The 25,304-nt window shown below is 55.8% G+C and carries 24 protein-coding genes; 11 read left to right on the top strand and 13 right to left on the bottom strand.

Annotated elements, in window-relative coordinates:
- Complete coding sequence (locus tag ACZ1HV_RS20000; protein ID WP_472716095.1) at nucleotides 1-1,047, bottom strand: ABC transporter ATP-binding protein; 1,047 nt, start codon at nucleotides 1,045-1,047, stop codon at nucleotides 1-3.
- A 58-nt stretch (nucleotides 1,048-1,105) separates the two neighbouring features.
- Nucleotides 1,106-2,038 (bottom strand): phosphotransferase, encoded by a 933-nt coding sequence (locus ACZ1HV_RS19995; RefSeq protein ID WP_298961105.1) that lies wholly within the window; start codon nucleotides 2,036-2,038, stop codon nucleotides 1,106-1,108.
- 244 nt (nucleotides 2,039-2,282) lie between these two features.
- Here ACZ1HV_RS19995 and ACZ1HV_RS19990 point away from each other — a divergent pair, with 244 nt between their 5' ends.
- The 3 genes from ACZ1HV_RS19990 to ACZ1HV_RS19980 all read left to right on the top strand — a co-directional run bounded on the left by ACZ1HV_RS19990 (nucleotide 2,283) and on the right by ACZ1HV_RS19980 (nucleotide 7,781).
- Nucleotides 2,283-3,860: a trimethylamine methyltransferase family protein gene (locus tag ACZ1HV_RS19990; protein ID WP_472716094.1), complete on the top strand. Its 1,578-nt coding sequence runs from the start codon at nucleotides 2,283-2,285 to the stop codon at nucleotides 3,858-3,860.
- Nucleotides 3,861-3,922: 62 nt separating this feature from the next.
- Nucleotides 3,923-6,358 (top strand): GcvT family protein, encoded by a 2,436-nt coding sequence (locus ACZ1HV_RS19985; RefSeq protein WP_472716093.1) that lies wholly within the window; start codon nucleotides 3,923-3,925, stop codon nucleotides 6,356-6,358.
- A 46-nt stretch (nucleotides 6,359-6,404) separates the two neighbouring features.
- Nucleotides 6,405-7,781, top strand: a complete 1,377-nt coding sequence (locus ACZ1HV_RS19980; RefSeq protein WP_472716092.1) for a M24 family metallopeptidase — start codon at nucleotides 6,405-6,407, stop codon at nucleotides 7,779-7,781.
- A gap of 30 nt (nucleotides 7,782-7,811) precedes the next feature.
- On the opposite strand, the gene ACZ1HV_RS19975 is transcribed toward ACZ1HV_RS19980, so the two are convergent.
- The 3 genes from ACZ1HV_RS19975 to ACZ1HV_RS19965 all read right to left on the bottom strand — a co-directional run bounded on the left by ACZ1HV_RS19975 (nucleotide 7,812) and on the right by ACZ1HV_RS19965 (nucleotide 9,801).
- Nucleotides 7,812-8,117, bottom strand: a complete 306-nt coding sequence (locus ACZ1HV_RS19975; protein WP_298820083.1) for a hypothetical protein — start codon at nucleotides 8,115-8,117, stop codon at nucleotides 7,812-7,814.
- A 148-nt stretch (nucleotides 8,118-8,265) separates the two neighbouring features.
- Complete coding sequence (locus ACZ1HV_RS19970; RefSeq protein ID WP_472716091.1) at nucleotides 8,266-8,742, bottom strand: SRPBCC family protein; 477 nt, start codon at nucleotides 8,740-8,742, stop codon at nucleotides 8,266-8,268.
- A gap of 27 nt (nucleotides 8,743-8,769) precedes the next feature.
- Nucleotides 8,770-9,801, bottom strand: a complete 1,032-nt coding sequence (locus ACZ1HV_RS19965; protein ID WP_472716090.1) for a haloalkane dehalogenase — start codon at nucleotides 9,799-9,801, stop codon at nucleotides 8,770-8,772.
- A gap of 158 nt (nucleotides 9,802-9,959) precedes the next feature.
- Between ACZ1HV_RS19965 and ACZ1HV_RS19960 the strand changes: the two genes are divergently transcribed.
- Nucleotides 9,960-10,841 carry a LysR family transcriptional regulator gene (locus ACZ1HV_RS19960; RefSeq protein WP_472716089.1) on the top strand — a complete coding sequence of 294 codons (882 nt, stop codon included), beginning with the start codon at nucleotides 9,960-9,962 and terminating at the stop codon, nucleotides 10,839-10,841.
- Nucleotides 10,842-10,859: 18 nt separating this feature from the next.
- On the opposite strand, the gene ACZ1HV_RS19955 is transcribed toward ACZ1HV_RS19960, so the two are convergent.
- The gene (locus tag ACZ1HV_RS19955; RefSeq protein WP_298820076.1) at nucleotides 10,860-11,762 is read right to left on the bottom strand and encodes a LysR family transcriptional regulator; all 903 of its coding nucleotides are present in this window, start codon (nucleotides 11,760-11,762) and stop codon (nucleotides 10,860-10,862) included.
- Nucleotides 11,763-11,924: 162 nt separating this feature from the next.
- Between ACZ1HV_RS19955 and ACZ1HV_RS19950 the strand changes: the two genes are divergently transcribed.
- Entirely contained in the window at nucleotides 11,925-12,059 is a 135-nt protein-coding gene (locus tag ACZ1HV_RS19950) for a hypothetical protein (RefSeq protein WP_298820074.1), read from the top strand.
- Between the two features lie 22 nt (nucleotides 12,060-12,081).
- On the opposite strand, the gene ACZ1HV_RS19945 is transcribed toward ACZ1HV_RS19950, so the two are convergent.
- Nucleotides 12,082-12,903 (bottom strand): phosphate/phosphite/phosphonate ABC transporter substrate-binding protein, encoded by an 822-nt coding sequence (locus ACZ1HV_RS19945; RefSeq protein ID WP_472716088.1) that lies wholly within the window; start codon nucleotides 12,901-12,903, stop codon nucleotides 12,082-12,084.
- Between the two features lie 2 nt (nucleotides 12,904-12,905).
- Nucleotides 12,906-13,814: a fatty acid desaturase gene (locus tag ACZ1HV_RS19940; protein WP_298820070.1), complete on the bottom strand. Its 909-nt coding sequence runs from the start codon at nucleotides 13,812-13,814 to the stop codon at nucleotides 12,906-12,908.
- Nucleotides 13,815-14,164: 350 nt separating this feature from the next.
- Between ACZ1HV_RS19940 and ACZ1HV_RS19935 the strand changes: the two genes are divergently transcribed.
- Complete coding sequence (locus tag ACZ1HV_RS19935; RefSeq protein ID WP_472716087.1) at nucleotides 14,165-15,478, top strand: NAD(P)/FAD-dependent oxidoreductase; 1,314 nt, start codon at nucleotides 14,165-14,167, stop codon at nucleotides 15,476-15,478.
- A 95-nt stretch (nucleotides 15,479-15,573) separates the two neighbouring features.
- Nucleotides 15,574-16,695 carry an ATP-dependent DNA helicase gene (locus ACZ1HV_RS19930; protein WP_298820066.1) on the top strand — a complete coding sequence of 374 codons (1,122 nt, stop codon included), beginning with the start codon at nucleotides 15,574-15,576 and terminating at the stop codon, nucleotides 16,693-16,695.
- Here the strand turns inward: ACZ1HV_RS19930 and ACZ1HV_RS19925 are convergent.
- The gene (locus ACZ1HV_RS19925) at nucleotides 16,679-17,332 is read right to left on the bottom strand and encodes a TetR/AcrR family transcriptional regulator (protein ID WP_298820063.1); all 654 of its coding nucleotides are present in this window, start codon (nucleotides 17,330-17,332) and stop codon (nucleotides 16,679-16,681) included. The genes ACZ1HV_RS19930 and ACZ1HV_RS19925 overlap by 17 nt on opposite strands.
- 369 nt (nucleotides 17,333-17,701) lie before the next feature.
- On the opposite strand from ACZ1HV_RS19925, the gene ACZ1HV_RS19920 reads away from it, so the two are divergent.
- The 4 genes from ACZ1HV_RS19920 to ACZ1HV_RS19905 all read left to right on the top strand — a co-directional run bounded on the left by ACZ1HV_RS19920 (nucleotide 17,702) and on the right by ACZ1HV_RS19905 (nucleotide 22,196).
- Nucleotides 17,702-20,140: a Tex family protein gene (locus tag ACZ1HV_RS19920; RefSeq protein ID WP_472716086.1), complete on the top strand. Its 2,439-nt coding sequence runs from the start codon at nucleotides 17,702-17,704 to the stop codon at nucleotides 20,138-20,140.
- A 134-nt stretch (nucleotides 20,141-20,274) separates the two neighbouring features.
- Nucleotides 20,275-20,961 (top strand): DUF2270 domain-containing protein, encoded by a 687-nt coding sequence (locus ACZ1HV_RS19915; RefSeq protein WP_472716085.1) that lies wholly within the window; start codon nucleotides 20,275-20,277, stop codon nucleotides 20,959-20,961.
- A 93-nt stretch (nucleotides 20,962-21,054) separates the two neighbouring features.
- Nucleotides 21,055-21,702 (top strand): GntR family transcriptional regulator, encoded by a 648-nt coding sequence (locus ACZ1HV_RS19910; protein ID WP_472716084.1) that lies wholly within the window; start codon nucleotides 21,055-21,057, stop codon nucleotides 21,700-21,702.
- A 56-nt stretch (nucleotides 21,703-21,758) separates the two neighbouring features.
- The gene (locus ACZ1HV_RS19905) at nucleotides 21,759-22,196 is read left to right on the top strand and encodes a GNAT family N-acetyltransferase (RefSeq protein WP_472716083.1); all 438 of its coding nucleotides are present in this window, start codon (nucleotides 21,759-21,761) and stop codon (nucleotides 22,194-22,196) included.
- A gap of 74 nt (nucleotides 22,197-22,270) precedes the next feature.
- On the opposite strand, the gene ACZ1HV_RS19900 is transcribed toward ACZ1HV_RS19905, so the two are convergent.
- Genes ACZ1HV_RS19900 through ACZ1HV_RS19885 form a run of 4 tightly spaced genes read right to left on the bottom strand, consistent with a single transcriptional unit; the run spans nucleotide 22,271 to nucleotide 25,231 of the window.
- Nucleotides 22,271-22,951, bottom strand: a complete 681-nt coding sequence (locus ACZ1HV_RS19900) for an aquaporin (RefSeq protein WP_298820053.1) — start codon at nucleotides 22,949-22,951, stop codon at nucleotides 22,271-22,273.
- 10 nt (nucleotides 22,952-22,961) lie between these two features.
- On the bottom strand, nucleotides 22,962-23,453 hold the full coding sequence (locus ACZ1HV_RS19895) for an arsenate reductase ArsC (protein ID WP_298961074.1): 492 nt from the start codon (nucleotides 23,451-23,453) through the stop codon (nucleotides 22,962-22,964).
- Between the two features lie 30 nt (nucleotides 23,454-23,483).
- Complete coding sequence (locus tag ACZ1HV_RS19890) at nucleotides 23,484-23,837, bottom strand: ArsR/SmtB family transcription factor (RefSeq protein ID WP_298820049.1); 354 nt, start codon at nucleotides 23,835-23,837, stop codon at nucleotides 23,484-23,486.
- A 53-nt stretch (nucleotides 23,838-23,890) separates the two neighbouring features.
- Nucleotides 23,891-25,231 (bottom strand): MFS transporter, encoded by a 1,341-nt coding sequence (locus ACZ1HV_RS19885; RefSeq protein WP_472716082.1) that lies wholly within the window; start codon nucleotides 25,229-25,231, stop codon nucleotides 23,891-23,893.
- Nucleotides 25,232-25,304: the final 73 nt, after the last annotated feature.

Below are 25,304 nucleotides of genomic sequence, written 5' to 3'. Positions count from 1 at the left end.
TTAAGCTGGCAACACCCAGCCTCGAAGAATTTCAAGGCGAAGCATATCCCCCGGAGTGGCCTTTCGATGAAGCGACATCATCAAGTGCTGGTCCAGACCGGGCATCGAAACAAATACATCCCAGACACCCCCTCGATAGACCGTCCGAACCACCTGGGTTTCAAAACCAGATGCGCTGTTTGCAAGAACAATATGCTCTGGTCGAAGCAGCAAGGTGCCTTGTCCGGGAACGGCATTGTGCGGACACTCAACTTCCACCGTTGCACCGCCAAATCCAATCTCGGCCATGCCTGCCTCGGCGCGGTTGATCCTTACGGGCAAGAGAGTGCTTCGGCCAATAAAGCCCGCGACCTCTTTGGACATCGGCCGCCGGTACAAGGTATCCGGATCATCCACTTGAAGAATTTTGCCGTTCCACATCACGGCCACTTTGTCGGCCAGGGCCATCGCTTCGCGCTGATCATGTGTAATGAAAAGTGTCGTTCCACCGCTGGCCTTGTGAAAGCTTGAAAGCTCTTCTTCCATGACCCCTCTAAGATGCGGGTCAAGATTGGCGAGCGGTTCATCCATCAGGACCGTGCCTGCCCCTTGCGCAAGGCAACGCGCAAGCGCAACCCTTTGGCGCTGACCGCCTGACAATTCAGCCGGCTTTCTTTGCCCGAACTCAGAAAGAGCAACGGTTTTCAGGCAATCAGCAACGCGGGCGGACACGACCGAGCGACCCTTGCCTGCAGCTTCCAACGGAAAGGCGACGTTTCCCGAAACGCTCATATGCGGCCAAAGCGCATAGGACTGGAAGACCACCCCGACCTGGCGCTGCTCGGGAGGAACATGAAATCCGTCGCCCGCCACTTTTTGCCCGTCTAGCAAGACCTCACCGGCATCAATAGGCTCAAGGCCCGCGATCGTGCGCAACAGGGTGGACTTGCCGCACCCGGAAGGGCCAAGAACGACAAAGAAAGTGCCGTCTTCAATCGACAGCGAAACGTCGTTGAGAGCTTTATGGTCCGCGAAAGATTTGGATACGGCATCAAGATGGATGGACATGCCCTCCGGTATCGCTGTCCTGTGACAGGATCATTACATTGACCGGAACAACGCAGCGCTATTTGGCACGCAGACGCAGCATCAGGTCGACTTCTTCTTCCAGGGCCCGTCCATACGCCCGCGCCGCAGGTGCATTGCTCGTCATGAGCGTTTCATGGCGGAAAAGACAGTATGCCGCAAAGCACCAGTGGTAGCCGATACGCTCCTCCAAGAAACGCTGGACCGTCTGCTGAACGGGGTAGGCCTGCAGGAACATGTCTTCCGCATGTGCGACCAGTGGGTGAAGTCCATAAAGTGTCGCGAGACCTGGCGAGACAAACCCGACAATGTCTTCAACCGGATCGCCGAGGCCCGCGAACTGCCAGTCGATCAATCTCGCGCCTTCTCCCGTTGCCAGGATGGTGCCAAGACAGAAGCTGCGATGGACCAGCGACCTTTCGACAGGCTTCCGAACAACCGCTTTGTCCTGCGGCCGCAGCCGCTTGAGATTGGCTGCCTTGCGGCTCTCAGGGATCGCCGCCAGCATGGCATCGCCGCGCCCCAGTACCTCATTGTATCCCGCCGGGACGGTCTGGTGACCCTGGACCGGTTCTTTCAGAGCGGCAAATCGCCCGATAAGTGCGGCAGCTTCAGAGACATCGATCTCATTGTCTTCAGGGGACGGATATCCGTAGACCAGCACCGGAGTTCCAGCTGGACTGATTGCAAAGGCTTCCAATGAAGGTGACAAATGGTGGCGTGAAAGAACGGAAAGAGCATCTGCTTCCTGACGTGGCAATGTCGGGAAGAGCGGATTGTCTTCCGCCTCGGGGAAGAATTCCTTGATCACATAGCTGCGGCCGGGCACATCAAGGCGCCAGAACCGGCAGGTATAGGCAACCGGCAAGGGACGCAAATGCGCGTGATCCCAGTCTGCCTCTGGCAACTGGGTTTTCAAAAACGCCAGCAAGGTACTGTCCGAGAGATGCTCCTTCACCGAAACCTCATTCATAAATCTCGCCCTGTCCTGATCGCTTTGATCGCCCCGATCCGTCAAGCCAAAGTTTTTATGCAGAAGGCCCCTGTCGCTTTCGCTCTCTCCGATGTCGGAGTTTGAGCACTCACCGTCGTACTGAGACTGCCCGTAACAAGCAGCTCCTCAACTAAGCTTGCAGACCGTGGCGGCAAACCTATCGCCCGGCCGCCGGACCATTCCACCAAACCCGGCAAGCCTCAAGACAACGGATAGCGAAGCAATGACGAGCGAAATCGAAGCCGCTCCCAAGGCGGAGGCACCACCTGCCCGACGCGGGCGGCGGCGCAGAAGTGGTGACAAAAGCGGTCCGGATCTTTTTCCGCAAAAGCCGTTCGAACAACCGCGTCATCGCTTCAAACCCCTCGAAGTTGTCTCAGCCGACGAACTGGAGGCCATTCACGATGCTTCCATGCGGGTTTTGGAGGAAATCGGTATTGATTTCCTGCACGAGGATGCAAAGACATGGCTGAAAGCCGCCGGTGCCGACATCAAACCCGGCGAAGATCGCGTGCGGATGGATCGCGCCATGGTGGAGGAGCTCGTCGCCAAGGCACCGAGCCAGTTCACCGTCCGCGCCAGGAACCGGGCACATGATCTTCAGATTGGCGGCGATGCAATCGCCTTTTCCTGTGTCGCAAGCGCGCCCAATGTGGTGGACAAAGACAAGGGTCGGCGTGCTGGAAATCAGCAGGATTACCGTAACTTCCTGAAGCTTTCCCAGCATTTCAACATCATTCATTGCATGATGGGATACCCGGTTGAACCCGTGGATATCCATGCATCCGTTCGTCATCTCGACTGCGTTGCCGACATGCTCCGCATCACCGACAAGGTGTTCCATATCTATTCGCTTGGACGTGAACGCAATCTCGATGGCCTGGAGTTGACCCGCATCGGTTATGGCCTGACGCCTGAGGAATTTGTCCGGACGCCAAGCGTTCTGACGGTCATCAACACCTCGTCGCCTTTGCGTCTGGACACACCCATGCTGACGGGCCTGATCGAGATGGCCAAAGCCGGTCAGGTTTCCATTGTCACGCCGTTCACGCTTGCAGGAGCTATGGCTCCTGTGACGATCGCAGGTGCCCTTACATTGCAAAACGCTGAAGCCCTTGCCGGCATCGCCTTTGCCCAACTCGTGCGTCCGGGAGCTCCGGTGGTCTATGGTGGCTTCACCTCCAATGTGGACATGAAATCCGGTGCACCGGCCTTTGGCACGCCGGAATACATGAAAGCCGCGATTGCCGGAGGCCAGCTCGCCCGCCGCTATAACCTGCCCTACCGCACTTCCGGAGTTTGCGCGGCCAATACTGTGGACTATCAGGCTGCTCTGGAAACCACCTTGTCGGAATGGGGAGCGATAAACGGCGGTGGCAATCTGATCAAACATGCCGCCGGTTGGCTCGAGGGTGGCCTCAGTGCCGGTTTTGAGAAATTCATCACAGACATCGATCTTCTGCAGAAGCTCCAGGAGTACCTGACACCGTTGGATGTTTCGGAAGACGCCCTCGCACTTGAGGCGATCCGGGATGTTGGCCCGGCCGGACATTTCTTTGGAACCGAACATACACAGGCCCGCTACAAGGACGCTTTCTACGCTCCGATTGTCTCTGATTGGCGCAACTATGAAACATGGGCCGAAGCGGGGAGCCCAATTGCCTATGACAAGGCGAACATGCTCTACAAAAAAGCGCTCGAAGCCTACGAACCTCCGCCTATCGATCCCGCCATAGATGAAGAAATCACCGCCTTCGTTGAAAGGCGGAAAGCCGAAGGCGGCGCACCCACCGATTTTTAGCTTCCACATCGGAAGTCGACCTGGCCGCCAGATTTAGCGCAGGCCGTTCCGGAGCAGATTTAATGAAGACCCACACACAAGTAGTTGTCATTGGCGGCGGTGTCGTTGGCTGCAGTGTGCTCTACCACCTGACCAAACTCGGGTGGACCGATGTAACACTGGTCGAACGGGATGAGCTGACATCCGGCTCGTCCTGGCATGCGGCTGGTGGCTTCCACACACTCAATGGCGACCCCAATGTCGCGCAGCTCCAGAGCTATACGGTCGACCTTTACGAAGAGCTGGAAGAAATTTCCGGCCAATCCTGCGGACTGCACCTCACCGGTGGTGTCATGCTGGCCGATACGCCGGAGCGCATGGACTTCCTGAGACTTGCTCAGGCCAAAGGGCGATACCTCGGCATGGATCTGGAACTGATTTCCGTCGCCGAAGCCAAAATGATGTTTCCGATCCTGGACGAAAAACACTTCATCGGAGCACTCTGGGATCCGATTGAAGGTCATCTCGACCCGTCCGGAACGACACACGCCTATGCCAAGGCCGCACGTGTGAACGGAGCAACCGTCTACCGGCACACCAAGGTGGAGGAGTTGGTCCAGACACCGGACGGCACCTGGGATGTGATCACGAACAAGGGCACCATTCGTGCAGAGCATGTGGTCAATGCCGGAGGCCTTTGGGCGCGAGAATGCGGACGCATGGTTGGTCTGGAACTGCCTGTTCTAGCCATGGAACACATGTATCTTCTGACCGACGAAATGCCCGAGGTGACTGCACACAATGCGGCAACCGGCAAGGAACTGATCGGTGTTCTTGATTTCGGCGGCGAAATCTACACACGCCAGGAAGGCAAGGGCATGCTGCTCGGAACTTACGAGCAGAACTGCCGGCCATGGAGCCCACGCCAGACCCCCTGGGATTTCGGCCACGAGCTGCTCGCCCCGGACCTGGATCGCATTGCGCCCGAGCTTGAAGTCGGGTTTGAGCATTTTCCGGCGCTGCAAACCGCCGGTATCAAACAGATTATCAATGGCCCATTCACCTTCGCTCCGGACGGCAATCCTCTTGTCGGCCCAGTGCGTGGCCTACGCAACTACTGGGTCGCATGCGGTGTCATGGCTGGTTTCAGCCAAGGTGGCGGCGTCGGCCTGACACTTGCGAACTGGCTGGTGAATGGTGACCCTGGTTATGACATCTGGGGAATGGATGTCGCGCGTTACGGCAACTGGGCCACGCTGTCCTACACAAACGCAAAGGTCCAGGAGAACTACCGGCGCCGTTTTCGTATCCGGTTTCCCAACGAAGAGCTGCCTGCTGCCCGCCCGCACCAGACTACGCCGCTCTACGACAGAATGCTGGCGCAGGGCGCGGTCATGGGGGACAGCTGGGGACTTGAAACCCCTCTCTGGTTCGCTCCGGAGCGCACCGAGGCGAAGGATGTCGTATCTTTCCGCCGATCAAACGATTTCGAACATATCGGCGATGAATGCCGTGCCGTGCGTGAAAGCGTCGGCATCACTGAAATTGCAAACTTTGCGAAATACGAAGTGACCGGATCAGGTGCGGAAGACTACCTGTCACATCTGATGACAAACACCATGCCGAAGACCGGGCGCATCATACTGACCCCGATGCTGAACGAGAACGGCAAGCTGATCGGTGATTTCACGATTGCCCGGGTCAGTGACAGCCGGTTCTACATGTTCGGCTCGTCTCAGGCTGAAGTCTATCATTTGCGCTGGTTCGAACAGCATCTGCCGCAAGATGGCTCCGTGCAGATCCAGCCTATCAATCTTAGTTGGGTCGGTCTGTCGATAGCCGGGCCAAATGCCCGCAAAGTACTCGAAAAAGTCACAGGCGAAGACGTTTCAAACGAAGCTTTCCGATTTATGGATTTCCGCGAAATGGACGTCGCCAACGCACCATGCAAGGTCAATCGTATCTCCTATACCGGCGACCTTGGATACGAGATCTGGATGGCACCTGAATACGAACGGCAAGTGTACGAAGCCCTGATGAACGCCGGGACCCAATTCGACATCCGGAACTTCGGCATGCGGGCGCTGCTGGCCATGCGTCTTGAAAAGAATTTCGGCACCTGGTTTCGAGAATTCCGCCCGATCTACGGCCCTTATGAAGCCGATCTCGGTCGATTTGTGAAACTTTCCAAGGAAAATTTCATCGGAAAGGACGCCGCCCGGAAGGAACACGACCAGGGTCCAGATCGCTTACGTGTCAGTTTTATCGTCGACGCCGGAGACGCCGATGTGATGGGCGATGAACCGATCTGGCATGCCGGCAAGGTGATCGGCTGGATCACGTCAGGCGGCTATGCACACTTTGTCGACCGTTCGCTTGCACAAGGCTATATCCCCGCGGATCTGGCCAGGAACCTAAATGAAGGCGCTTTCGAAATCGAAATCCTCGGAGAGCGACGCAAAGCGACAATCAATCCCGACCCCTTGTTCGATCCCGGTGCAGAACGCATGCGCATGTAGGCGCAACGCCATTTGATCGCGACCACAAGAGGAGGTGTGGGCAATCATGAATACGGAACACTTCGGCCGGCATCGGCGCAAGATCATGCCATCGGTATTGCCGGTGCATCCAGGCGAGATGTCGGACTACGCAGCGCTATCGGCCTATGCCACCGAAAAGGCCACTGTGCTGAACCGTCACGTGCTCGGATATGGCGACTTGGCAGAGGACGAATGGTCCGCCCTCGGCCTTGCTGCACCGGACCTGGAAGCTCTGCGTGGCTACCGTTTGCGGCGCATCCGTCAGCAATTGGCGGCCTTTGATCTCAGTGCCGCAATCCTGTGCGACCCACTCAATGTCCGCTACGCGACAGACGCAACCAACATGCAGGTCTGGTCGACCCACAATGCGGTCAGATACACATTCGTGGCGCTCGAGGGACCTGTTGTCGCGTTTGACTTTCACAATTGCGAGCATCTCAACGCACACAATCCTCTGGTCACTGAAATACGCCACGGCGTGCCCTGGTTTTATTTTGAATCAGGCCCACGTTCAGCTGAACTTGCTCAGAAATGGGCTGATGAACTCGCCGATCTGGTCAAAGCCTTCGGTGGCGGCAATCACCGGATTGCGATCGACAAATGCCGGCGGGAGGGCGTTGCCGCGCTCGAAAGACACGGCATAACCATTCATGACGGCGAAGAAGTGATGGAATTGGCCAGGGCCATCAAGTGCAACGATGAGATCAAGGCCATGCGACGCGCCATTGCAGCCTGCGAAGCGGCGATGCGGGAAATGGAACATGCGCTTGTCCCGGGTATCACCGAATGGGATCTCTGGGCATTCCTGCATGCCGGCAATATCAGGCGCGGCGGCGAATGGATCGAAACCCATCTGCTTTCATCCGGACCGCGCACAAATCCCTGGTTTCAAGAGGCCTCGGCGCGTCAGATCAATGCAGGAGAGCTGGTCGCGTTCGATACCGACCTCGTCGGCCCTTACGGCATGTGCTGCGACATTTCCCGCACCTGGCTGTGTGGCGACGGACTGCCGACCAATGAACAGCAAGCGCTTTATGTGATGGCTGTCGACCAGATCGAAGGCAATATCCAGATGTTGGAGCCGGGTCGGACGTTCCGCGAGCTGTCACATCGGGGCAAGAGCCTGCCGGACGACTTCCTCGCCAATCGCTATTCAGTCCTGTTCCATGGCGTTGGACTTTGCGATGAATATCCAGCGGTGCCTTATCCGGCGGACTGGGAGGCTGGCGGTTATGATGGCGTGCTCGAAGCTGGAATGGTGGTGTGTGTCGAAAGCTATGCCGGCCGGCACGGCGGGTATGAAGGTGTAAAACTGGAAGAACAGCTTCTCATCACCGACACCGGCTCGGAGCGTCTCAGCACCTACCCCTGGGACGCAAGACTGATGGGCCGCCCGCGTTGACGGCCCTCAGAAACGGGATCGACAATGGTGTTACTTCAGGCGAAGGATCTTGGCACCGAGGTTCCGTGCATAGTCGTCTTGTGTCACGACAACGACTTTGGTCTCGCGCACGTCGGTATGGTTCAGCTGAAGCGGAGTTTTGCCGCCGGGATTGACCACGACCTTGCGTGTCGGCGGCAAAGCGCGGAACACCAGAACACCGGCTTCCTTGGTGACGATTGCTCCGTAGGGCTCATCATGAAGAATACGAACCGTACCGCTTTCAGCCACGGCCGCAGTGCCTGAAACCGCTGCCAGAGCGGCAGCCGAACACAGTGCTTTCAGAAAAAATTTCATGACGCTTCTCGCAGTTAAGTTTTCATTTACCTAGAATCGTAATCCTTTCTTAACTTTTGCACCAGTGTTTCTGCGGCGTTAACCAATAAAAAGAAACACCCCGGCACCAAAACCGGGGCGTTTGTCTTAAATTGAAACACTTCTGATCTTAAGCTGCTGCCTTGGGGTGTATTTCAACACCGTTTTCAACGAAATTTGCATTCGCTGACAGCAGATCAGACAAGCCTTTCCGGAATTGTCTTTTGAGCAACGGTGTCAACAACCAGCCGATCGGCCCGAACTTTGGCGTGAAGACTATGCGCATCGTCACTTGCGTCTGTTTTGCTGACAATGCTGAAAAGTCCAGTGTGACCCGAGCGGTTTTCAACGGCACGTTGGCGTCAAAGATATCGATGACCAGATGCTCTTCGGGCTGGTAGCTGATAATCCGCTCTTTCAAATAGGTTTTTCCGTCGACATGCTTGCAATGCCGCTCGGCACCAAGCCCGGTTGCTACACTGTTTGACAGCAATGGCGACTGATTGATTTGGGGATTGAACCGGTAGATTTCGTCAAATCGATCCCAGCTTTGCCAGACTTCGGAAATGGGTGCATTGACGATCTGAAACACAGCAGCTTCAGGCATGCTCGGGTCCTCCTTGTTCATGTGGTTTCAAAGTCGGCGCAGCCAGTCGGCAATACCCTGCCCGATCTGGTGCGGATGTTCTTCCTGCAGGAAGTGCGTGCCGGCGCCCACGAAGCGAACTTCAAGGTTGGAAGCGTTCAACGCCATATACTCGGCAACGGCCTTGGGTGTGATCGCACCCGGCTCGGCGTAAAAGAGCAGCTTCGGAATGTCGGTGGTGAAAAGCCACTTGCCGTTCAGTGTTACTTCCTCAACAACGTCGGCCGGACGACCACCGATAGGCACCTGGCGAGGCCAGGCGAGAACCGGCTTGCGCGAGGCCGGTGTCGGAAAGGGATTGCGATAATGATCCATTTCCTCTTGACCAAGCTTCCTGATGACCCCGAACTCAGGCAGCGTCACTTCAACGAAGAAATTTTCCTGAAGTACCAGCCGCGCACCTTCATCGCTGTTCATGAGCCGGAAGAAATCGGCGATCTGTTCGGGCATTGCCTCATAACCTGGTGCCGGCATGGCTGGTGGCACGATGGCTTCCATGAGCACCAATGCGCTGACCCGCTCCTGATTAAGGCGTGCGTAACGCATTCCAAGCGCCGATCCCCAATCATGCACAACGAGAACAACGTCGTTCAGATCAAGCTCATTCAAAAAAGCATCAAGATAGGCTGCGTGATCGGCAAAGCTGTAGTCAATATCGGGTTTTCCGCTGTCACCCATACCGATGAGATCAGGCGCAATGGCACGGTATCCTTCAGGCATGTGAGGAATGACATTGCGCCAAAGATAGGATGACGTCGGATTGCCATGCAGAAAGACAACCGGCTGGCCGCTGCCTTCATCAACATAACTGATGTGTGACCCCTTGACGCCAAGTCGTTTTTTCGCAAATGGAAAATCAGACGGGATTTCAATTCCGTATGGTGCGGAACCCGTCGGTCTGGACGGTGTGGCTTGTGCATTTGCACTTCCAGGGGATGCGAGCACCATAGCGCCTGCACCGGCTGCCATGCCTTGCAACAGTCCCCGCCGATTTGTTTTGAATTGCTGACCCTTGTTCATTCCCAGTCCACTCCTCGTTCATGTCCGACCTTGCCCGGACAGGTTCTGATGGCTATTAGGTGCGGATAGAAAATTGTCATGGAATACGCAGCAGGTAGCCATGGCGGATTAAAAACGATCCACCCTCAAATCATTTCCCGAGGAGGATGTGCTCAGGCATGAAGAAGGAATTGGACTGGGACCATCTGCGAATATTTCTGGCATCGGTGCGCACGGGCAGCTTCCGAAAGGCGGCGGAAAAACTCGCGGTGAATCATGGCACCGTTCACCGTGCAATTTCGGCGCTCGAGACTGATCTGGGCACACGGCTGTTCGACCGCACCTCGAGCGGGCTGCAGCTCACGCAGCCCGGTGAAACACTTGTTGGCCCAGCCGAGGAAATGGAGGCACAGGCAAACGCCATTACCCGCAAGCTGACCGGGCTTGACTTGGTTCCATCGGGTACAATCAGGCTCAGCCTACCACCTGCCTTTTCACACGGATTGCTGTCCGACATGCTGCTTGAGTTTGCAAAGCAATACCCCGAGATTACCGTGCAGGCGATTTCGACCAACCGGGTTTCGGACCTGTTACGTCTGGAAGCCGATATCTCCCTCAGGGTGGCCACAAATGTGGATGAGGACGTTTTCGGCCGGAAACTGATCCGTTTCGTGCAAGCCGTTTATGCGTCTCCCGACTACCTTGAACGGCATGGAAACCTGATGGAAAACGGCGGTGAAGGGGCTCATTGGATTACCTGGAGCGACAATCATGATTGGATCGCCCAAAGCCCGTTTCCAAAAGCAAGGGTGCGACATGTGCTGCCGGAAGTTTCCATGCAGATTGAAGCAGCATCCAAGGGCCTTGGTCTGATCAAGGTTCCGGCCTTTGCAGGCGACGCAGACCCGCGCATCCTGCGCGTACCGTCGACGCCGGTGCTCCCCGGCTACAATGTATGGCTACTTTATCACGGCGACCTGCGACGCGTTGCCAGGGTCCGCGCTTTTGTTGATTTCACGACCGCTTATTTTGAGCGCAACAAAGGCCTGTTCACACGCTGATTTCCCACAGCGCTGCCGCTAGGCTGAAACGCCGAGGCCAAGTTCGCGGAAACACTCCTCGACATGCTGTGCAAACGCATGGGTGGCCTTGCCGGCACGCGCCCGCTCCCGCATGACGATGTGATAGTCGCCAATTTCCGGAAGATCATGGCGCTCGTCCAGCACCTGCAACGGCGCTTCAACGACACTGGCCGGAAACGGCGCGATAGCAAGGTCTGCAAGAAGTGCCGCCTCCTGGCCCGCACTGTGAAAGCTCGTATAGGAAATCCGGTAGGGTTTTTGTGCGTCGTCAAGCGCAACTCGCGCCGCCCGGCGCCACGGGCAACCCGGCGTAGAAACAGCGAGGGGCAAAGGATCCCGGTCATAGGCAATCCCGCCTTCCAGACCAACCCAGACCAAAGGCTCGGTGAAGACAATCTCGCCACCGCTCGCCAGCCCCGTGCCCGGACGGGCTGTGAAAAGCACAAGATCCAGCTCGCCTGTCTTGACCTTCTCATCCAGCATCGGACTGCCGTCCAGGTGAACATCCACGTTTACGCCGGGATGGGACCGGGCGAAACGGGACAGAATATTGGGCAACAGGCGGGTGCCGAAATCGGATGGAGCCCCGAAACGCACCTCACCTTCCACGTCTGGCGCAACAAACAGCGAAACGGCTTCCTCATTCAGCATCAAGATCCGTCGCGCATAGCCAAGAAGGGCTTCTCCCTCGGGCGTCAGCCGGACGCTGCGTCCTTCACGTACGAACACGGCAACGTCCAACATGGTTTCCAATTTCTTAATTTGCATCGACACCGCCGAGGGTGTCCGGCCAATAAGCTCTGAAGCTTTTGAAAAGCTTGATGTTTCCGCAATGATCAGGAAGGTGCGATAGAGTTCCAGATCAATCAGCGGTGTTCCGCTGCCGGGCAGTTTATCCATGAAACCATCCAAACAAATATGAGTTCAATTTTTTTGAACAGTTCGATGAATACAATTCGATTGATTGAAAAGCAAGGAAGGCCCATATGTTGCTCAAGCGGCCAGTTTCTTAAGCAGTGGACCGCCCGTACCCACAACATCAAATCAAGGATTGGGATTGCCATGACTTATCTCGCTCAAGCTTTGCGCACCAACCTCATGGGTGTCGTTTCCGGCCATTCCGCTGCAGAATTGGCCAAGATGAATCAGGCCCTGCGTCTGCGCGAAGTCGCACAAGACCCGAAGGCTACGCGCTGACTGTCTGACGGGATGGCGTGATTTATGCCAGAACGGGATATCCAAGCAGAGAAGCTTCCTGCTCCATGGCAGGGATGCTCGCATAGTCTTCAAAATCAAGTTTAGAAAAGCCGCGAATGCCCAACCGTTCGCGGCTTTTTTGCGTCTTCGGGTCAAGAAACACATCCGCAACGACATCTGCAATCTGCTCTGTCTGAGTGACTGAAAATCGCTTCGACGTGATCATGGGAAGCCCTGGCGCGGGCAAGGTCTGTGCAACCGGACGCACCATGTTGGCAAGCTCCGGTAGTTCCTGGCAGACAAGCCACCAGCACACAGCATCGATGCTGGCAACATCAGCGTCACCAGCGGCAACGGCTTTCAATGATTTCAGGTGCCCACCGCTCTCAAAAACCGACGAGAAAAACGGCCTTCCATCAGACAAAGGCGCTATGCTGCGGCGAAAGGCGTTCATGCCAGATTGGCTGTCCGGCGTATTGTAGACCGCCCGCGCGCCTCGCAAGTCCTCCAGCGTTTCATGGGAGCTGTTTTTGCCAACAATTATCTGGCTGCAATAATAGTGGTCACGGCACCCCGGAGCCGCGTAATGAGGCGTACCAAGCAGTCTGACCTTGCCATGCAAGGCATGGGTCAATGGATAACCGCAAGTCTGCGTGAGCAGGACACCCGGCTCACTCCAGCTTTCATGGACATCCAATCCAACCGGCCACGGCGTGAAGTGTTCCGGGGCAATATTCAAAGCGTCGCCAATTGCCGCTTGCAGGGCCTCTTCAAGGGCACACGTCGCCTCGCGCACTTCAGGCCAATCATACATCGGCAACCGCACCGGATGAAACACAGGCATGGTCAATGCGCGGCCTTGCCTATCGAAGACATTTTGGCTGTCGCGCTTCCAGCGATTTCCTCACGATACTTGATGGGATGCACAACCGGCTCCTTTACTTTGAACAAATAGCGTCTCGCCAGATCGAAATAGCTCGCAAAAACATACCCCTTGTTGCGCCTTTGCCAGGCAGCACGCCTTTCCCGGTACATCGCCGGGAGCTCATACCAGGGAGCCCTTGGATGGGCATGATGTACGACATGGAGATTATTGTTCAAAAACAGCAGCGCAAACAATGGGCTGTTCTCAACCACGATTGAGCGTGCTTCCGCGTCCTTATGTGCCCGGTGCTCCGCAAAGGTGCGCAACATCAGGAGGCTCAGAGCCGGGTAGGCGACGCAAAAGATGTAAATCCAAAGGGGCATCCCGCCGACGTAAACAACAAAAATAAGGACAGGGACGATTCCCGCCAGGTGATGCGCCCAGGCCTTAAGGACAGCTCTGTCGCCCCTTAGCATTGATCGAAATTCCGAGCCGGCAAAACCGATTGTCGAAACAGCAGGCCCCATGAGAAGCCGGCCAAGCAAGGTATTGTTTAGCGTGAGGATCAATCTTATCACGCGAGGCAGGCCTTGCCAGTCAGCCCATGCAAGATAAAAACTCTCCGGATCGTCGTACGGATCAGTCAAGCGGTCATTGTTGTGATGCCTGAGATGAAGTGATTTGAACCGGCGATACGGGATAAAGAGATTGAGCGAACAATAGACCAGTGCTTCATTGATGGCCGGGCTGCGCGTTGGATGCCCGTGAAGCACTTCGTGCTGCAGGGATGCCTGAAGCGTCACAAGCACGGCTGCAAGTGGCCAAACCAGCCAGCCACCAAGCAATCCGTAAGAACCGATCAGCAGCATCCAGACTGAGGATGTGCCCACTATCAAAGCCAATGTCGGCCATTCGCAACCATTCTCGCGCGGCACACAAAACCCCCAAATTATTGAAAAATCGGCAAAAACCGAACTGAACAAACATCACTATGCGGAGTTGTCCACCTGGCTTCAATTTGGGAGTTTTGAACAAAATCTACATTGTCTAATTTTTTTCAATATCTGAAGAAATAAGTCACCAATTTTTAAATAAATAAGCAAACTTGGAAGAATTTCGACAAATATCCGACTATTTCTCGACAGGACAAGGCGCTTATTGTTCTGGATAAATGTGCACCTGAGCCCTGCTCCAAGCTGGCTCAAGAAAATCACCACACCATCTGGAAGGACCTTGCAAGGTGATCGATCCTGAAAGCCGCTACGACGCAATCATCATCGGTGCCGGTGTAATCGGGTGTGCCATTGCATTTCATTTGACAAAGAGGGGTTACAAGACACTCAACGTCGACGCTCTGCCGGCTGCCGGTTATGGGTCCACATCCAGTTCAGCGGCCGTCATCAGGACCTACTATTCAACGCTTGACGGAACTGCGATGGCCTATGAGGGCTATCACGAATGGAAAAACTGGCAGAAAACCCTCGGCATCGAAACTCACGACAGTCTTGCACAATTCATTGAAACCGGCACGCTTGTCATGAAGACGGCCGCGGACAATTATCAAAAACAGGTTCTGAAACATGCTGACACGCTCGGCATCGCTTATGAGCATTGGACGGCCGAGCGGATCGTAAAGGAACTTCCGGGCTATGATCTGGCGTGTTTTGCGCCGGCCAAGACCATGGACGACGATGAATTCGGCTCCAGGTCCGGTGGCGAACTGACAGGTGGCGTGTTCTTCTTTGCTGGTGGCTATGTCGACGATCCCCAGATCGCGGCGCGAAATCTTAAGGACGCCGCAGCCGACAACGGCGCGGACTTCCGGTTCAACACAAGGATCGTTGCTATCCCGACCAGGAATAATCGGGTTCAGGGTGTCGTTTGTGACACTGGCGAAGAAATATCAGCCAGAATTGTCATCAATGTCGGTGGCCCGCACTCAGGCAAGGTCAATGCACTTCTCGACGTGGATCCCGGGGTCCGGATCGGACACCGCCCTCTCCGCCAGGAGGTCGTGCAGATCAAGCCACCGGAAACACTGGGCTATTCTCGACAGGGCCTGGTCATCTCCGACAATGACATTGCGGTCTACGTCAAGCCCGGCAGCGGCGGACAGTTGATGATCGGCAGTCAAAACCCGGCCTGTGATCCACATTTGGAATCCGACCCCGATGACTTCTCAAGAGATCTGACCGACAGGGCGCTGACCTATGCCTATCGCTATTCGCAGCGCCTGCCCGAACTCGGTGTCTCCCAGCACCCTGTTGGTATCGCCGATCTTTATGATGCGACGGACGACTGGTTGCCGATCTACGACCGCAGCGATGTGGATGGTTACTACCTTGCCATCGGCACCAGCGGCAACCAGTTCAAGAATGCGACGGTTGCCGGGCGATTGATGGGTGAGTTGATAGACTATTGCGAAGGCGGCAATGACCATGACACCGTGCCTCTGCAATTTGCACTGCATCATGTTGAGCACACGCTCAACACGGCAACCTTCTCACGCCGGCGAGAACTGACAAAGGAAAGTTCCTTTTCGGTCCTGGGTTAGCATCAATCTTCCGGGGCGCTGGAAACGGAAACTCTCTTGGTCGAGATCGCACAAATCAGGCTAAGCAACGAAGCACACCTTAAAGGAGCTCTTCCGTGGCCTGGTCTCCCCAGCAAGACGACGCCTTGAATGAAACCGCCGCCTGGCTGAAACGCGGTGACCGGCAGGTATTCCGGTTGTTCGGATATGCCGGAACCGGCAAAACCACCCTCGCCCGTCATCTGGCAGAAGGCATCGACGGAGACGTATGCTTCGGTGCGTTCACCGGCAAGGCGGCGCATGTGCTGCGTCAGAAGGGGTGCGAGGATGCAGGCACCATTCATTCACTGATCTATCGTCCCCGGTCTGCCAAGGAAGAAGAAGACCTTGATGACGACGATGAAGACGCCGGCCCGCAATTCGCGATCAAGCGCGACAGTGCAGCAGCCACCGCCAGTCTGATCGTCATCGATGAGTGCTCCATGGTGGATGAGGAACTTGGCAAGGACCTTCTGTCTTTTGGAACACCGGTACTTGTGCTCGGTGACCCCGCTCAGCTGCCCCCCGTCAAGGGTGGTGGCTTTTTTACCGAAGCAGAGCCTGATGTGATGTTGACCGAAGTTCATCGACAGGCGCAGGACAACCCGATCGTGCGAATGTCCATGACCATTCGCGACGGCGGTCAGCTGGACTTTGGCGAGTTCGGCGAAAGCAAGGTGATCAACAGGCGCCAGATCGACAAGGAGCAGATCCTCGGCGCCGATCAGGTTCTGGTCGGAACCAACAAGACCCGCCGGCTCTACAACGCGCGCATCCGCGAGTTGAAGAATTTCGACACGCCCATGCCGGCAGTCGGCGACAAGTTGGTGTGCCTGAGAAACGACAAGACCAAAGGATTGCTGAATGGTGGTCTCTGGACCGTCAAACGCCTTCGTCCACCGCGCGGAAATACCTTGCGTTTCGACGTTCATTCTGAAGATGAGCTCAGCAAACTGGCGGTAAAGGTGAAAGTGCTGCCGGCGATGTTTGAAGACGGGGCGGAAAGCATCCCTTATGCCATTCGCCGCAAGGCCGATGAGTTCGACTACGGCTACGCGCTGACCGTCCACAAGGCACAGGGCTCACAATGGGATAGCGTGGTGTTGTTTGATGAAAGCTGGGCCTTTCGCGAGCACAAGAGCCGCTGGCTTTATACCGCCGTCACCAGGGCAGCGGAGCGCATTACTGTCGTAAAATAGGCCGGTCCACTGAGGCAAGTTCATCAAAGACCTGTTCGCCGTTCAGGATCGGCAACGCTCTCAATCCGGTTTCAATGAATGTTTTCAGATCATTCTTGCTGCTTCCGCCCCTTCCGAGGATGGCAATTGCAGAAAATTGTCCATCTACAAAGGTCGCTGCCCGGTCAAGATCGGCATCGGCTGCAAATTCGCCAGAAGACACCGCTTTCAACAAGCGCTCCCTGATCATCGCATACCGTGAATCCCGCAAGCCCAGGACCAATTCCCTGTGCCGGTCAGTTCCATAGGCGCAATCCACCAACGCATTGACGAGAAAACAGCCTGACGGAGTATTGGGATCCATCGTCAGATCGGCGACTGCTCCCAGAAAATCACGCAGATCCGCGACAACATGTTTTCTTGCTGCCACCAGCCGGTCGAAGACAGGGCCTGCGTAAGTCTCGAAATAATGCAGAAGTGCTTTTTCGAAAAGCGCTTCCTTGTCACCGAATGCCGCATAGAGACCGGGCTTCGCCATGCCTGAGACTTCAGACAGATCTGTCATGGACGTGGCGGAATATCCGTTCTGCCAGAAAGCGAGCATGACCGCCTGAAGAGCGTCTTTCGCTTCCACTTTCCTCGGCCGTCCCCGTGGCATCGGCGTAAACTCCTTTCCGCAAACAATTCCTGAACAATCCAGTCTTTATTTAGATTGTTATTCAGCAACAGCAATGCGGCCATTTGATCACAGCAGTTTGGCAAACATAGCCATGATTTTGGAACGCATAATACGCAATGTGTTGCAAATCGTTCAAGATCGGCAAGAAAACCACTTATGATTGCACTTTGATTGCAACATTTTGTCCAAAATGAAACAAAGCAGACGGGCTGAGGCAACCCACATTGACGATGGCTCAATTGCGACCAGTTTTCCGGTTGAAGGATTTATTCTGGCTCTTTCATGCCATAGATAGGGGCTCTATCGTCTGCCGCTTAAAAGACCTCTTATTGGAAAGTTTCATCGTAAATGGTCAGTGTTTCATCACCCTCCCAACCCCAGACCGGCAACAACAGCACAGTGGCCGCTGGAACGGCAATCAGGATCGCACAGCGCATCTCGGAGGAAATAGGGTGCAAAGCCGGCCAGGTGACCGCAACAGTGCAACTGCTCGATGAAGGGTCGACCGTTCCCTTCATTGCCCGCTATCGAAAGGAAGCTACCGGCGGCCTGGACGACAGTCAGCTGCGCAAGCTCGAAGAACGCCTGATCTATCTGCGCGAGCTTGAAGACCGCCGGGTGGCCATCACGAAGTCGATTGAGGAACAAGGCAAGCTCACCGATGAACTGACCAATGGAATTCAGGCAGCGGAAACCAAGTCACAGCTTGAAGACCTGTATCTGCCCTTCAAGAAAAAGCGGCGGACCAAGGCACAGATCGCCAGGGAAGCCGGCCTCGAGCCACTGGCCGATCAGCTGTTGGCAGATCCCCAGAAAGCGCCGGAAACAGAGGCAAGCACTTTTGTGGACGATGGCAAGGGTATCGCCGACACCAAAGCCGCCCTGGATGGTGCCCGGCAAATACTCATGGAACGTTTTGCCGAGAACGCGGACCTTGTCGGAAGGCTGAGACGCTACATTGAAGAACGGGGCGTCGTGCAATCCAAGCTCATCGACGGCATGGCAGAAAAGGGTGCGAAATTCGCCGATTATTTCGACTATTCCGAAAAGTGGTCGAAAATCCCGAGCCACCGGGCGCTTGCGCTGTTTCGTGGCCGCAACGAGGGCATCCTGTCTGTTGACCTGACCGTCGACGCCGACGACGTTTCACCGGTTTTACCTGCAGTCAGGATGGTGGCTGACACGTATGGCATTGCCGATCGTGGCCGCCCTGCGGACAAATGGCTGATGGAAGTTGCAAGGTTTGCCTGGAAAGTGAAACTGGCGCTCCACCTTGAACTGGATCTGATGGGCGTTCTTCGCGACAAGGCGGAAGAAGAAGCCATTCAGGTTTTTGCGAGAAACCTGAAAGATCTGCTTCTGGCCGCACCGGCAGGAGCCACGTCAACACTTGGGCTCGATCCAGGTATTCGTACCGGTGTGAAAGTTGCCGTGGTGGACGGAACCGGAAAACTGGTCGATACCGCGACGATCTATCCCTTCCAGCCGCGCAACGACATTTCAGGTTCAAGGGCGACATTGCTTGCTCTTATGGCGAAACACAAGGTCGGGCTTCTGGCAATTGGTAACGGCACCGCCAGCCGCGAAACGGACAAACTTGCCGCTGATGTGTTGTCCGACATTCCTTCTGCACAACGCCCGGTCAAGGTGATCGTCAACGAAGCCGGTGCGTCTGTCTATTCGGCATCGGAACTTGCAGCAAAGGAAATGCCGGACGTCGATGTGTCCCTCAGGGGTGCGGCATCAATTGCAAGACGCCTGCAGGATCCGCTCGCCGAGCTCGTCAAGATCGAGCCGAAATCCATCGGCGTCGGCCAGTATCAGCACGACGTCAATCAGAGCAAGCTTGCACGCGCGCTCGATGCAGTGGTCGAAGACGCAGTGAATGCGGTTGGCGTTGATCTCAACACGGCCTCTCCAGCGCTCCTCTCGCGCATTTCAGGTCTTTCTGAAAACCTGGCCACGGCCGTTGTGGAACACAGGGAGGGGATTGGCCGCTTTGACAGCCGCCGCCAGCTCAAGGACGTGCCGCGCCTTGGCGCCAAGGCTTTTGAACTTTGTGCGGGCTTCTTGCGCATCAACGATGGCAAGGAACCGCTTGATGCGTCTTCCGTTCACCCGGAGGCCTATCCGCTTGCCAAACGCATCGTGAAGGCCTGCGGACGGGACGTCCGTCAGATCATGGGTGACAACGCGCTTCTCAAAGGTCTCGACCCTTCAGAATTTACCGACGAGACGTTCGGTCTGCCGACCGTCGAAGATATTTTTTCAGAGCTTGAAAAGCCCGGCCGCGATCCGCGCCCGGAATTCAAGACGGCTGCCCTTCAGGATGGTGTTGAGGAAATTTCAGACCTGAAACAAGGAATGAAGCTCGAAGGCACCGTCACTAATGTCACCAATTTCGGTGCGTTTGTGGATGTCGGCGTCCACCAGGACGGTCTCGTTCACGTTTCACAGCTTGCCGACCGCTTCGTTGATGATCCCCACAAGGTCGTCAAGGCGGGCGACATCGTCAAGGTAACGATCCTGGACGTGGATGTGCCACGCAAACGCATCTCCATGACGATGAAATCTCAGGCCGACTACCAGGAGCAGCGCGAGCGTCCGCGGCAGGATCGAGGTGGACAGAGCCACAAGGGATCCGGCAATCGAGGCCCGGGAGGCCGTGGGCCCGGCGGTGGTCACTCCGGCGGTGGAAAGGGCAACACGCCGAAAGGCTCCGGCGACGGCGGCAACAACGCCTTGGCGGCAGCTCTTGCAGCAGCGATGAACAAGAAACGGACATAGGGAAAGTCGATCGACCAGTCCAGCTTTCAGATCCAAATCCGTTTGTTTGCACGGACCCGCACGTACAGAAAAACTACAAAAGAATACCAGTTGAGGTAGTCTTGTCGTGAGCAAGTATGATCAAGGATCAGCTCATGAACGACGAACGCCCCAGGAGAGACTGGCCGAACCAGGAAATAGAATCCGGCACACTCGGCGCGCTGGCGCATCTTTATCGGGCCGAGGTGTTTCGCAGCACCCACTGGCGCACGCGGCTGGACAACACCACGAATTGGGCAGTTGTCACGACGGGCATCGCGCTATCAGCGACCTTTTCCAACAAGGATGCCTCGCCACTGCCAATGGTTCTGGTTGGACTGCTGGTCACGGTCTTTCTGATCTTCGAAGCGCGCCGATATCGCTACTACAATATGTTCCGCGCCAGAGCCCGGCTGATGGAGTCCGATCTCTACGCACCGATCCTGCACGGGCGGAAGGTTCCTTGGGGCAGCGAGTGGAGCAAGATGCTGGCGGAAGACTACGAAACGCCGCACTACCACATCAGCCTGGCGCGCGCTGCGGGACGTCGGCTGCGATCAAATTATTCCTGGATCCTCGCCATTCAGGCCGTCGCCTATTACGGCAAGATTGCAATTCATCCGGACCCTCTCACCAGTTTCGCTGACGTGTTCGCACGAGCCGCAATTGGCCCTATTCCTGGAAGCTTCGTAATGTTTGCCGGGCTTGTGTTTCATCTGAGTTGGGTTGTTTTTGCTTTAGTCACCCTGCGACTGGACAAGATTTACCGCGAAAAGCGTCAATCGCCGATGCAGGCGATCTGAACTGGGTCTGCGATCGAAATACCGGCGGTTTCATTTCTGATCTGCAACTGATATATCAAAAGCTCTTCTGTATTAGACATAGAGTATATTTCAATGACAAGCGATGTCAGCCAATCCACTCAGGCGTACCGGGACCTGGAAGAAGACATCGTCACTTTGAAGCTGAAGCCGGGTGAAGCGGTTACGGAAACCTATCTGACACAGCGACTCGGCATGGGGCGGACACCCATCCGCGAAGCGCTGCAGCGGCTCAGTTGGGAAGGCCTTTTGACGATACGTCCGAGGCTTGGTGTAATCGTCGCCGACATGAACCCGGCAGATTTCGTCAAGGTGCTTGAAGCAAGGCATGCGCTGGAGCGCCTGATGGCTGGCTCAGCCGCCAGGCTTGCCAGTCAGCAGGAGCGCAAGGCTCTTGAAAAATGCGCAGAGGAAATGAGAGAGGCTGCCTCTGAGCCCGATGTTGAAGCCTATCTGAGGCTGGACAAGGCTTTTGACGAGGTGGTTTCTCAAGCAGCTTGCAATCCTTTTGCAGCAAAGGCACTTGCGCCGCTACAGAGCCACAGCCGACGCTTCTGGTATCGCCATTTCGGCCAGACCGATCTGAACCCTGCCGCTTGGAGCCATTTGGAGGTGATGCAGGCGATCGCCGCCGGTGACGAACCGTCTGCGATGGAACATGCTGAAAATCTCATGCTCTACCTGAGGCGGCATGCCATGTCGTTGCTCAGCGGTCACATCTGACGTCAACGTGAAAGACACGCTGCTTCAAGTGAAGTCACTCACACAGGAGAGGATCGATGCTATCCGTAAGGATATCCAATGAGAGTGGCAATGAAAGCGCTGAACTTGCCGATGAAATCGAGCGCCAATTGCTTCGCTCGCTTCGACAGCAGAACACGCAATCTCGCAATGAAACCATTGTCTTGAAGGCGACGTCACAAGATGGTCGGCTGCTTGGCGGCATAACGGCTTCAACGTCCTATGGCTGGTTGCTTGTCAAAATCCTCTGGGTTGACGAAACAGCCCGCGGCTTGGGGCTGGGGTCGGACCTCTTGAACGCGGCGGAAACCGAAGGACGTCGGCTCGGGTGCCATGGCGCCTGGTTGGATACCTCCAACCCCGAGGCCTACGCCTATTATCTCAAACGCGGCTACGACACATTTGGCACGCTTGAGAATGGGGCAACCGAGCATCCTGCGGACCATTGCCGTTGGTTCATGAAGAAGGCGCTTTAGGCCAACGGTCGCTTTTGCCTGGCAACAATTCGATAGCCGACTGCTACACGCCCGTTGTTATGGCAGGTCAAACTTCACGAAATTGCTGTCCGCTTTTCGGATCTAAGCAGCCAGGAGAAGAGCGCTAAAGCAAGCGTTGCGCCTGCAATTTCGGCGATGATAAATCCTGGCAGGTCAACCGGCCTGATGCCGGCAAACGTATCCGTAAAGGCTCGCGAGATTGCGACAGCCGGATTGGCAAAGGACGTCGAAGCCGTGAACCAGTAAGCTGCCGTGATATAGAGCCCGACCAACCAGGGCACGGCTGCTTCTCGAAAACGGATACCCGCGAGAATGGTTGCGAGCAGGCCGAATGTTGCAACAATTTCTGCAACCCACTGCCCCGCCCCTGTGCGAACGGTTGTCGATGCTTGCAGGACCGGCAGTTCAAACATCACATGCGCAACCAACGAGCCTGAGATGCCGCCAAGGATCTGTGCGATAATGTAAGCTGCTGCCACCACCAAACCAAGTTCACGCTTGAGCCAGAAGACAAACGTCACGGCAGGATTGAAATGCGCACCGGATATCGGGCCGAGCATTGTGATCAACACCACCAGTATTGCACCGGTGGGGATCGTATTCCCGAGCAGCGAGACAGCAACATCTTCAGAAAGCTTGTCCGCCATGATACCCGACCCGACTACGGTCCCCACAAGCATGGCGGTTCCGAGCGCTTCGGCAACGAGGCGCCGGGACAGACTGAATTCAGACATGTTTCAAATCCTATGCATCCGCTGCAGCACTGATCGCTGCCAGTTTTTGTTTTCCGTCTTCGGCGGTGAAAACAGCATCTCCAAGAGCAAGCATGGCTTCGATACGGCGTTTGAGACGCTGATAAGCCTGGTCAAAGGCCATGCCCCTCACAGCGTCATCGCCATCGACTGAAGCCGGATCCGGAATACCCCAGTGAACGACCAATGGATGACCTGGCCAGACAGGACACGCCTCTCCGGCGGCACTGTCACAAACGGTCACGATAAGGTCCATCCGAGGAGCATTCGGTCCTGCAAATTCCTCCCAGCTCTTGGAGCGGAAACCGTCGGCAGGAAGACCGTGACGCACCAGGCAGGCCAATGCGTCGGGATTGACTGACCCGCGCGGTGTGGATCCTGCCGAATAGGTTTCAAACTTGCCTTTGCCCAAGTGCCGAAGAAGGCCTTCGCCCAAAACTGAGCGTGCGGAATTCGCCGTGCAGACGAATAAAACATTACGCATTTTCAGAAATGCCCCACCATGTTCGTGAAATCAGGTCACCTCGTCTTCAATCGAGGTGCAGGAAGTGAAGATATTGGCAATCGGAGCGCAAAGGTCCGGATTCCCGCCACAGCAATCTTCCAGCAGATAGGTCACCAGAAGCTGCATTGTGCTCAAGCTGGCCGTGTAGTGAATGGATCGTCCATCTCGTTCAGCGGTGACCAGACCGGAGCGCGCCAAAGCACTTAAGTGCGCTGACAAAGTGTTCGGAAGCACTTTGAGCGCATCCGCAATAGCGCCAGCGGTCATGCCTTCCTTGCCTGCCTTTACCAACAAGCGAAAAACATCAAGGCGGGTTTCCTGTCCGAGGGCAGCCAATGCATCAAGGGCTTTTTCTTTTTCCATATTTCGAGAATACTCGAAATAACGAAGTAAGCAACCTCTTTTCCGCATGCTCTTCAAGCACCTCGAAAGGCGAAAGCGGCATATATGAATACCAAGGCCGAGAGCAAAGCAGTGAGAGCGAAAACGAGCCCGAACCCGCCAAGAGCAAAGGCAGCACTGGACACTGCGAGCCCGACGGTGCCTCCAGCGATCTGGGACGTCATGGCAATCCCGCCACCCTGTCCGTGTTTGTGCTCAGGCAATGCCTCCGAAACCGCTGCCCGTGTCGGCGTGAACAGAAATGGAAACGCCAACCCGGCGATCAGGAGCCCTGGAACGAACAGAAGCACATTCTCATAGGACCAGGTCACGGTTTGCCAGAGGAAGGCGAGTGTCAGAACACCGAGGCCGAAAAGCACTTGCCACCGCTTTGCGATCTTGTCGGTATACCGCCCGCAGACCACAGCAGTAACAGGCTGCAGGGCCGGTGCGAGCATGACAACGACCCCCGCCTGGAAAGGCGTCAGGTGTAAATCGGTCTGAGCATAAAGAGCAACGAAGACAAAGAGTGGCATTTTGGCATATTGAGCCGTGAAGATCGTAAGATTGCTGCCCGCAAAAACGGGGCTCGAAAACAGATCGACTTCAATCAAGGGCATGCTTTGCCGAAGTTCGAACCTCCAGAAAAGCCCGAATAGAACCAGCCCAACGAACATCGAGGCAAGGATTAAGGGGTTGCTCCATCCGAGGTCACTCGCCTCCATCAGACCGAAGACAATGCAGAACATGGCCGCCGCCATCAGAAGCAATCCGATCCAGTCAATTTGCCGCCCTGCAGGTCGCGGCACATCTCGCCAGGTGAGCGTCACCAATACAGCAACGACTACGGCAACAAACGGATTGATCCAGAAAATCCATCGCCAGGACAGCAAGTCGGTGAAGAGCCCGCCGACCAGGGGCCCAAGCGCGAGAAACGTCGTTCCAACGGCCCCGCTTGTTGCCAAAGCTGCGCCTCTGACTTCCTTTGGAAAGGTCATTGTGATCATGGCAAGGAACAACGGAAAAATGATCGCAGCACCAAGTCCCTGAAGTGCTCTTGCTGCGATCAGCGCGTCTCCTGAGGGAGCAAACCCGCAGGCAACCGAGCAAATGGCAAAAAGCGCCAGACCAAAAAGGAAAACGCGGAGAATACCGAACAGGTCCGCAATTTTTCCGCCAACCGCAACAAAACAGGCAAAGGTTAGGAGATAGGCATTTACCACCCAATGGGCGTCATTGTTCGAGAGCCCGAGCTCCTTCTGGATGGTCGGCAAGGCAATTCCAACCACCGTTTCGTCCAGAAGCACAAGCCCAAGGACGCAGCTGACAGCACCCAGGAGCCACCACTTTCGATTTGCATCCGAAATTGCCTGCATCAAAAAGGCTCCCGAAAACCAGCTTCAGGAGCCTACATGAACAAGCTGAGCGCGTGCACCGCCTAAAGGCTGC

It is taken from the genome of Roseibium sp. JB4-4 (genome assembly GCF_055693425.1).
This window is presented reverse-complemented; position numbering and strand designations above follow the sequence as displayed.

Excerpts from the sequence above, each read along its gene's own strand:
- ACZ1HV_RS20000 (WP_472716095.1), bottom strand. The coding sequence starts at position 1,047 with ATGTCCATCCATCTTGATGCCGTATCCAAATCTTTCGCGGACCATAAA.
- ACZ1HV_RS19995 (WP_298961105.1), bottom strand. The coding sequence starts at position 2,038 with ATGAATGAGGTTTCGGTGAAGGAGCATCTCTCGGACAGTACCTTGCTG.
- ACZ1HV_RS19990 (WP_472716094.1), top strand. The coding sequence starts at position 2,283 with ATGACGAGCGAAATCGAAGCCGCTCCCAAGGCGGAGGCACCACCTGCC.
- ACZ1HV_RS19985 (WP_472716093.1), top strand. The coding sequence starts at position 3,923 with ATGAAGACCCACACACAAGTAGTTGTCATTGGCGGCGGTGTCGTTGGC.
- ACZ1HV_RS19980 (WP_472716092.1), top strand. The coding sequence starts at position 6,405 with ATGAATACGGAACACTTCGGCCGGCATCGGCGCAAGATCATGCCATCG.
- ACZ1HV_RS19975 (WP_298820083.1), bottom strand. The coding sequence starts at position 8,117 with ATGAAATTTTTTCTGAAAGCACTGTGTTCGGCTGCCGCTCTGGCAGCG.
- ACZ1HV_RS19970 (WP_472716091.1), bottom strand. The coding sequence starts at position 8,742 with ATGCCTGAAGCTGCTGTGTTTCAGATCGTCAATGCACCCATTTCCGAA.
- ACZ1HV_RS19965 (WP_472716090.1), bottom strand. The coding sequence starts at position 9,801 with ATGAACAAGGGTCAGCAATTCAAAACAAATCGGCGGGGACTGTTGCAA.
- ACZ1HV_RS19960 (WP_472716089.1), top strand. The coding sequence starts at position 9,960 with ATGAAGAAGGAATTGGACTGGGACCATCTGCGAATATTTCTGGCATCG.
- ACZ1HV_RS19955 (WP_298820076.1), bottom strand. The coding sequence starts at position 11,762 with ATGGATAAACTGCCCGGCAGCGGAACACCGCTGATTGATCTGGAACTC.
- ACZ1HV_RS19950 (WP_298820074.1), top strand. The coding sequence starts at position 11,925 with ATGACTTATCTCGCTCAAGCTTTGCGCACCAACCTCATGGGTGTCGTT.
- ACZ1HV_RS19945 (WP_472716088.1), bottom strand. The coding sequence starts at position 12,903 with ATGCCTGTGTTTCATCCGGTGCGGTTGCCGATGTATGATTGGCCTGAA.
- ACZ1HV_RS19925 (WP_298820063.1), bottom strand. The coding sequence starts at position 17,332 with ATGCCACGGGGACGGCCGAGGAAAGTGGAAGCGAAAGACGCTCTTCAG.
- ACZ1HV_RS19920 (WP_472716086.1), top strand. The coding sequence starts at position 17,702 with ATGGTCAGTGTTTCATCACCCTCCCAACCCCAGACCGGCAACAACAGC.
- ACZ1HV_RS19915 (WP_472716085.1), top strand. The coding sequence starts at position 20,275 with ATGAACGACGAACGCCCCAGGAGAGACTGGCCGAACCAGGAAATAGAA.
- ACZ1HV_RS19910 (WP_472716084.1), top strand. The coding sequence starts at position 21,055 with ATGACAAGCGATGTCAGCCAATCCACTCAGGCGTACCGGGACCTGGAA.
- ACZ1HV_RS19905 (WP_472716083.1), top strand. The coding sequence starts at position 21,759 with ATGCTATCCGTAAGGATATCCAATGAGAGTGGCAATGAAAGCGCTGAA.
- ACZ1HV_RS19900 (WP_298820053.1), bottom strand. The coding sequence starts at position 22,951 with ATGTCTGAATTCAGTCTGTCCCGGCGCCTCGTTGCCGAAGCGCTCGGA.
- ACZ1HV_RS19895 (WP_298961074.1), bottom strand. The coding sequence starts at position 23,453 with ATGCGTAATGTTTTATTCGTCTGCACGGCGAATTCCGCACGCTCAGTT.
- ACZ1HV_RS19890 (WP_298820049.1), bottom strand. The coding sequence starts at position 23,837 with ATGGAAAAAGAAAAAGCCCTTGATGCATTGGCTGCCCTCGGACAGGAA.
- ACZ1HV_RS19885 (WP_472716082.1), bottom strand. The coding sequence starts at position 25,231 with ATGCAGGCAATTTCGGATGCAAATCGAAAGTGGTGGCTCCTGGGTGCT.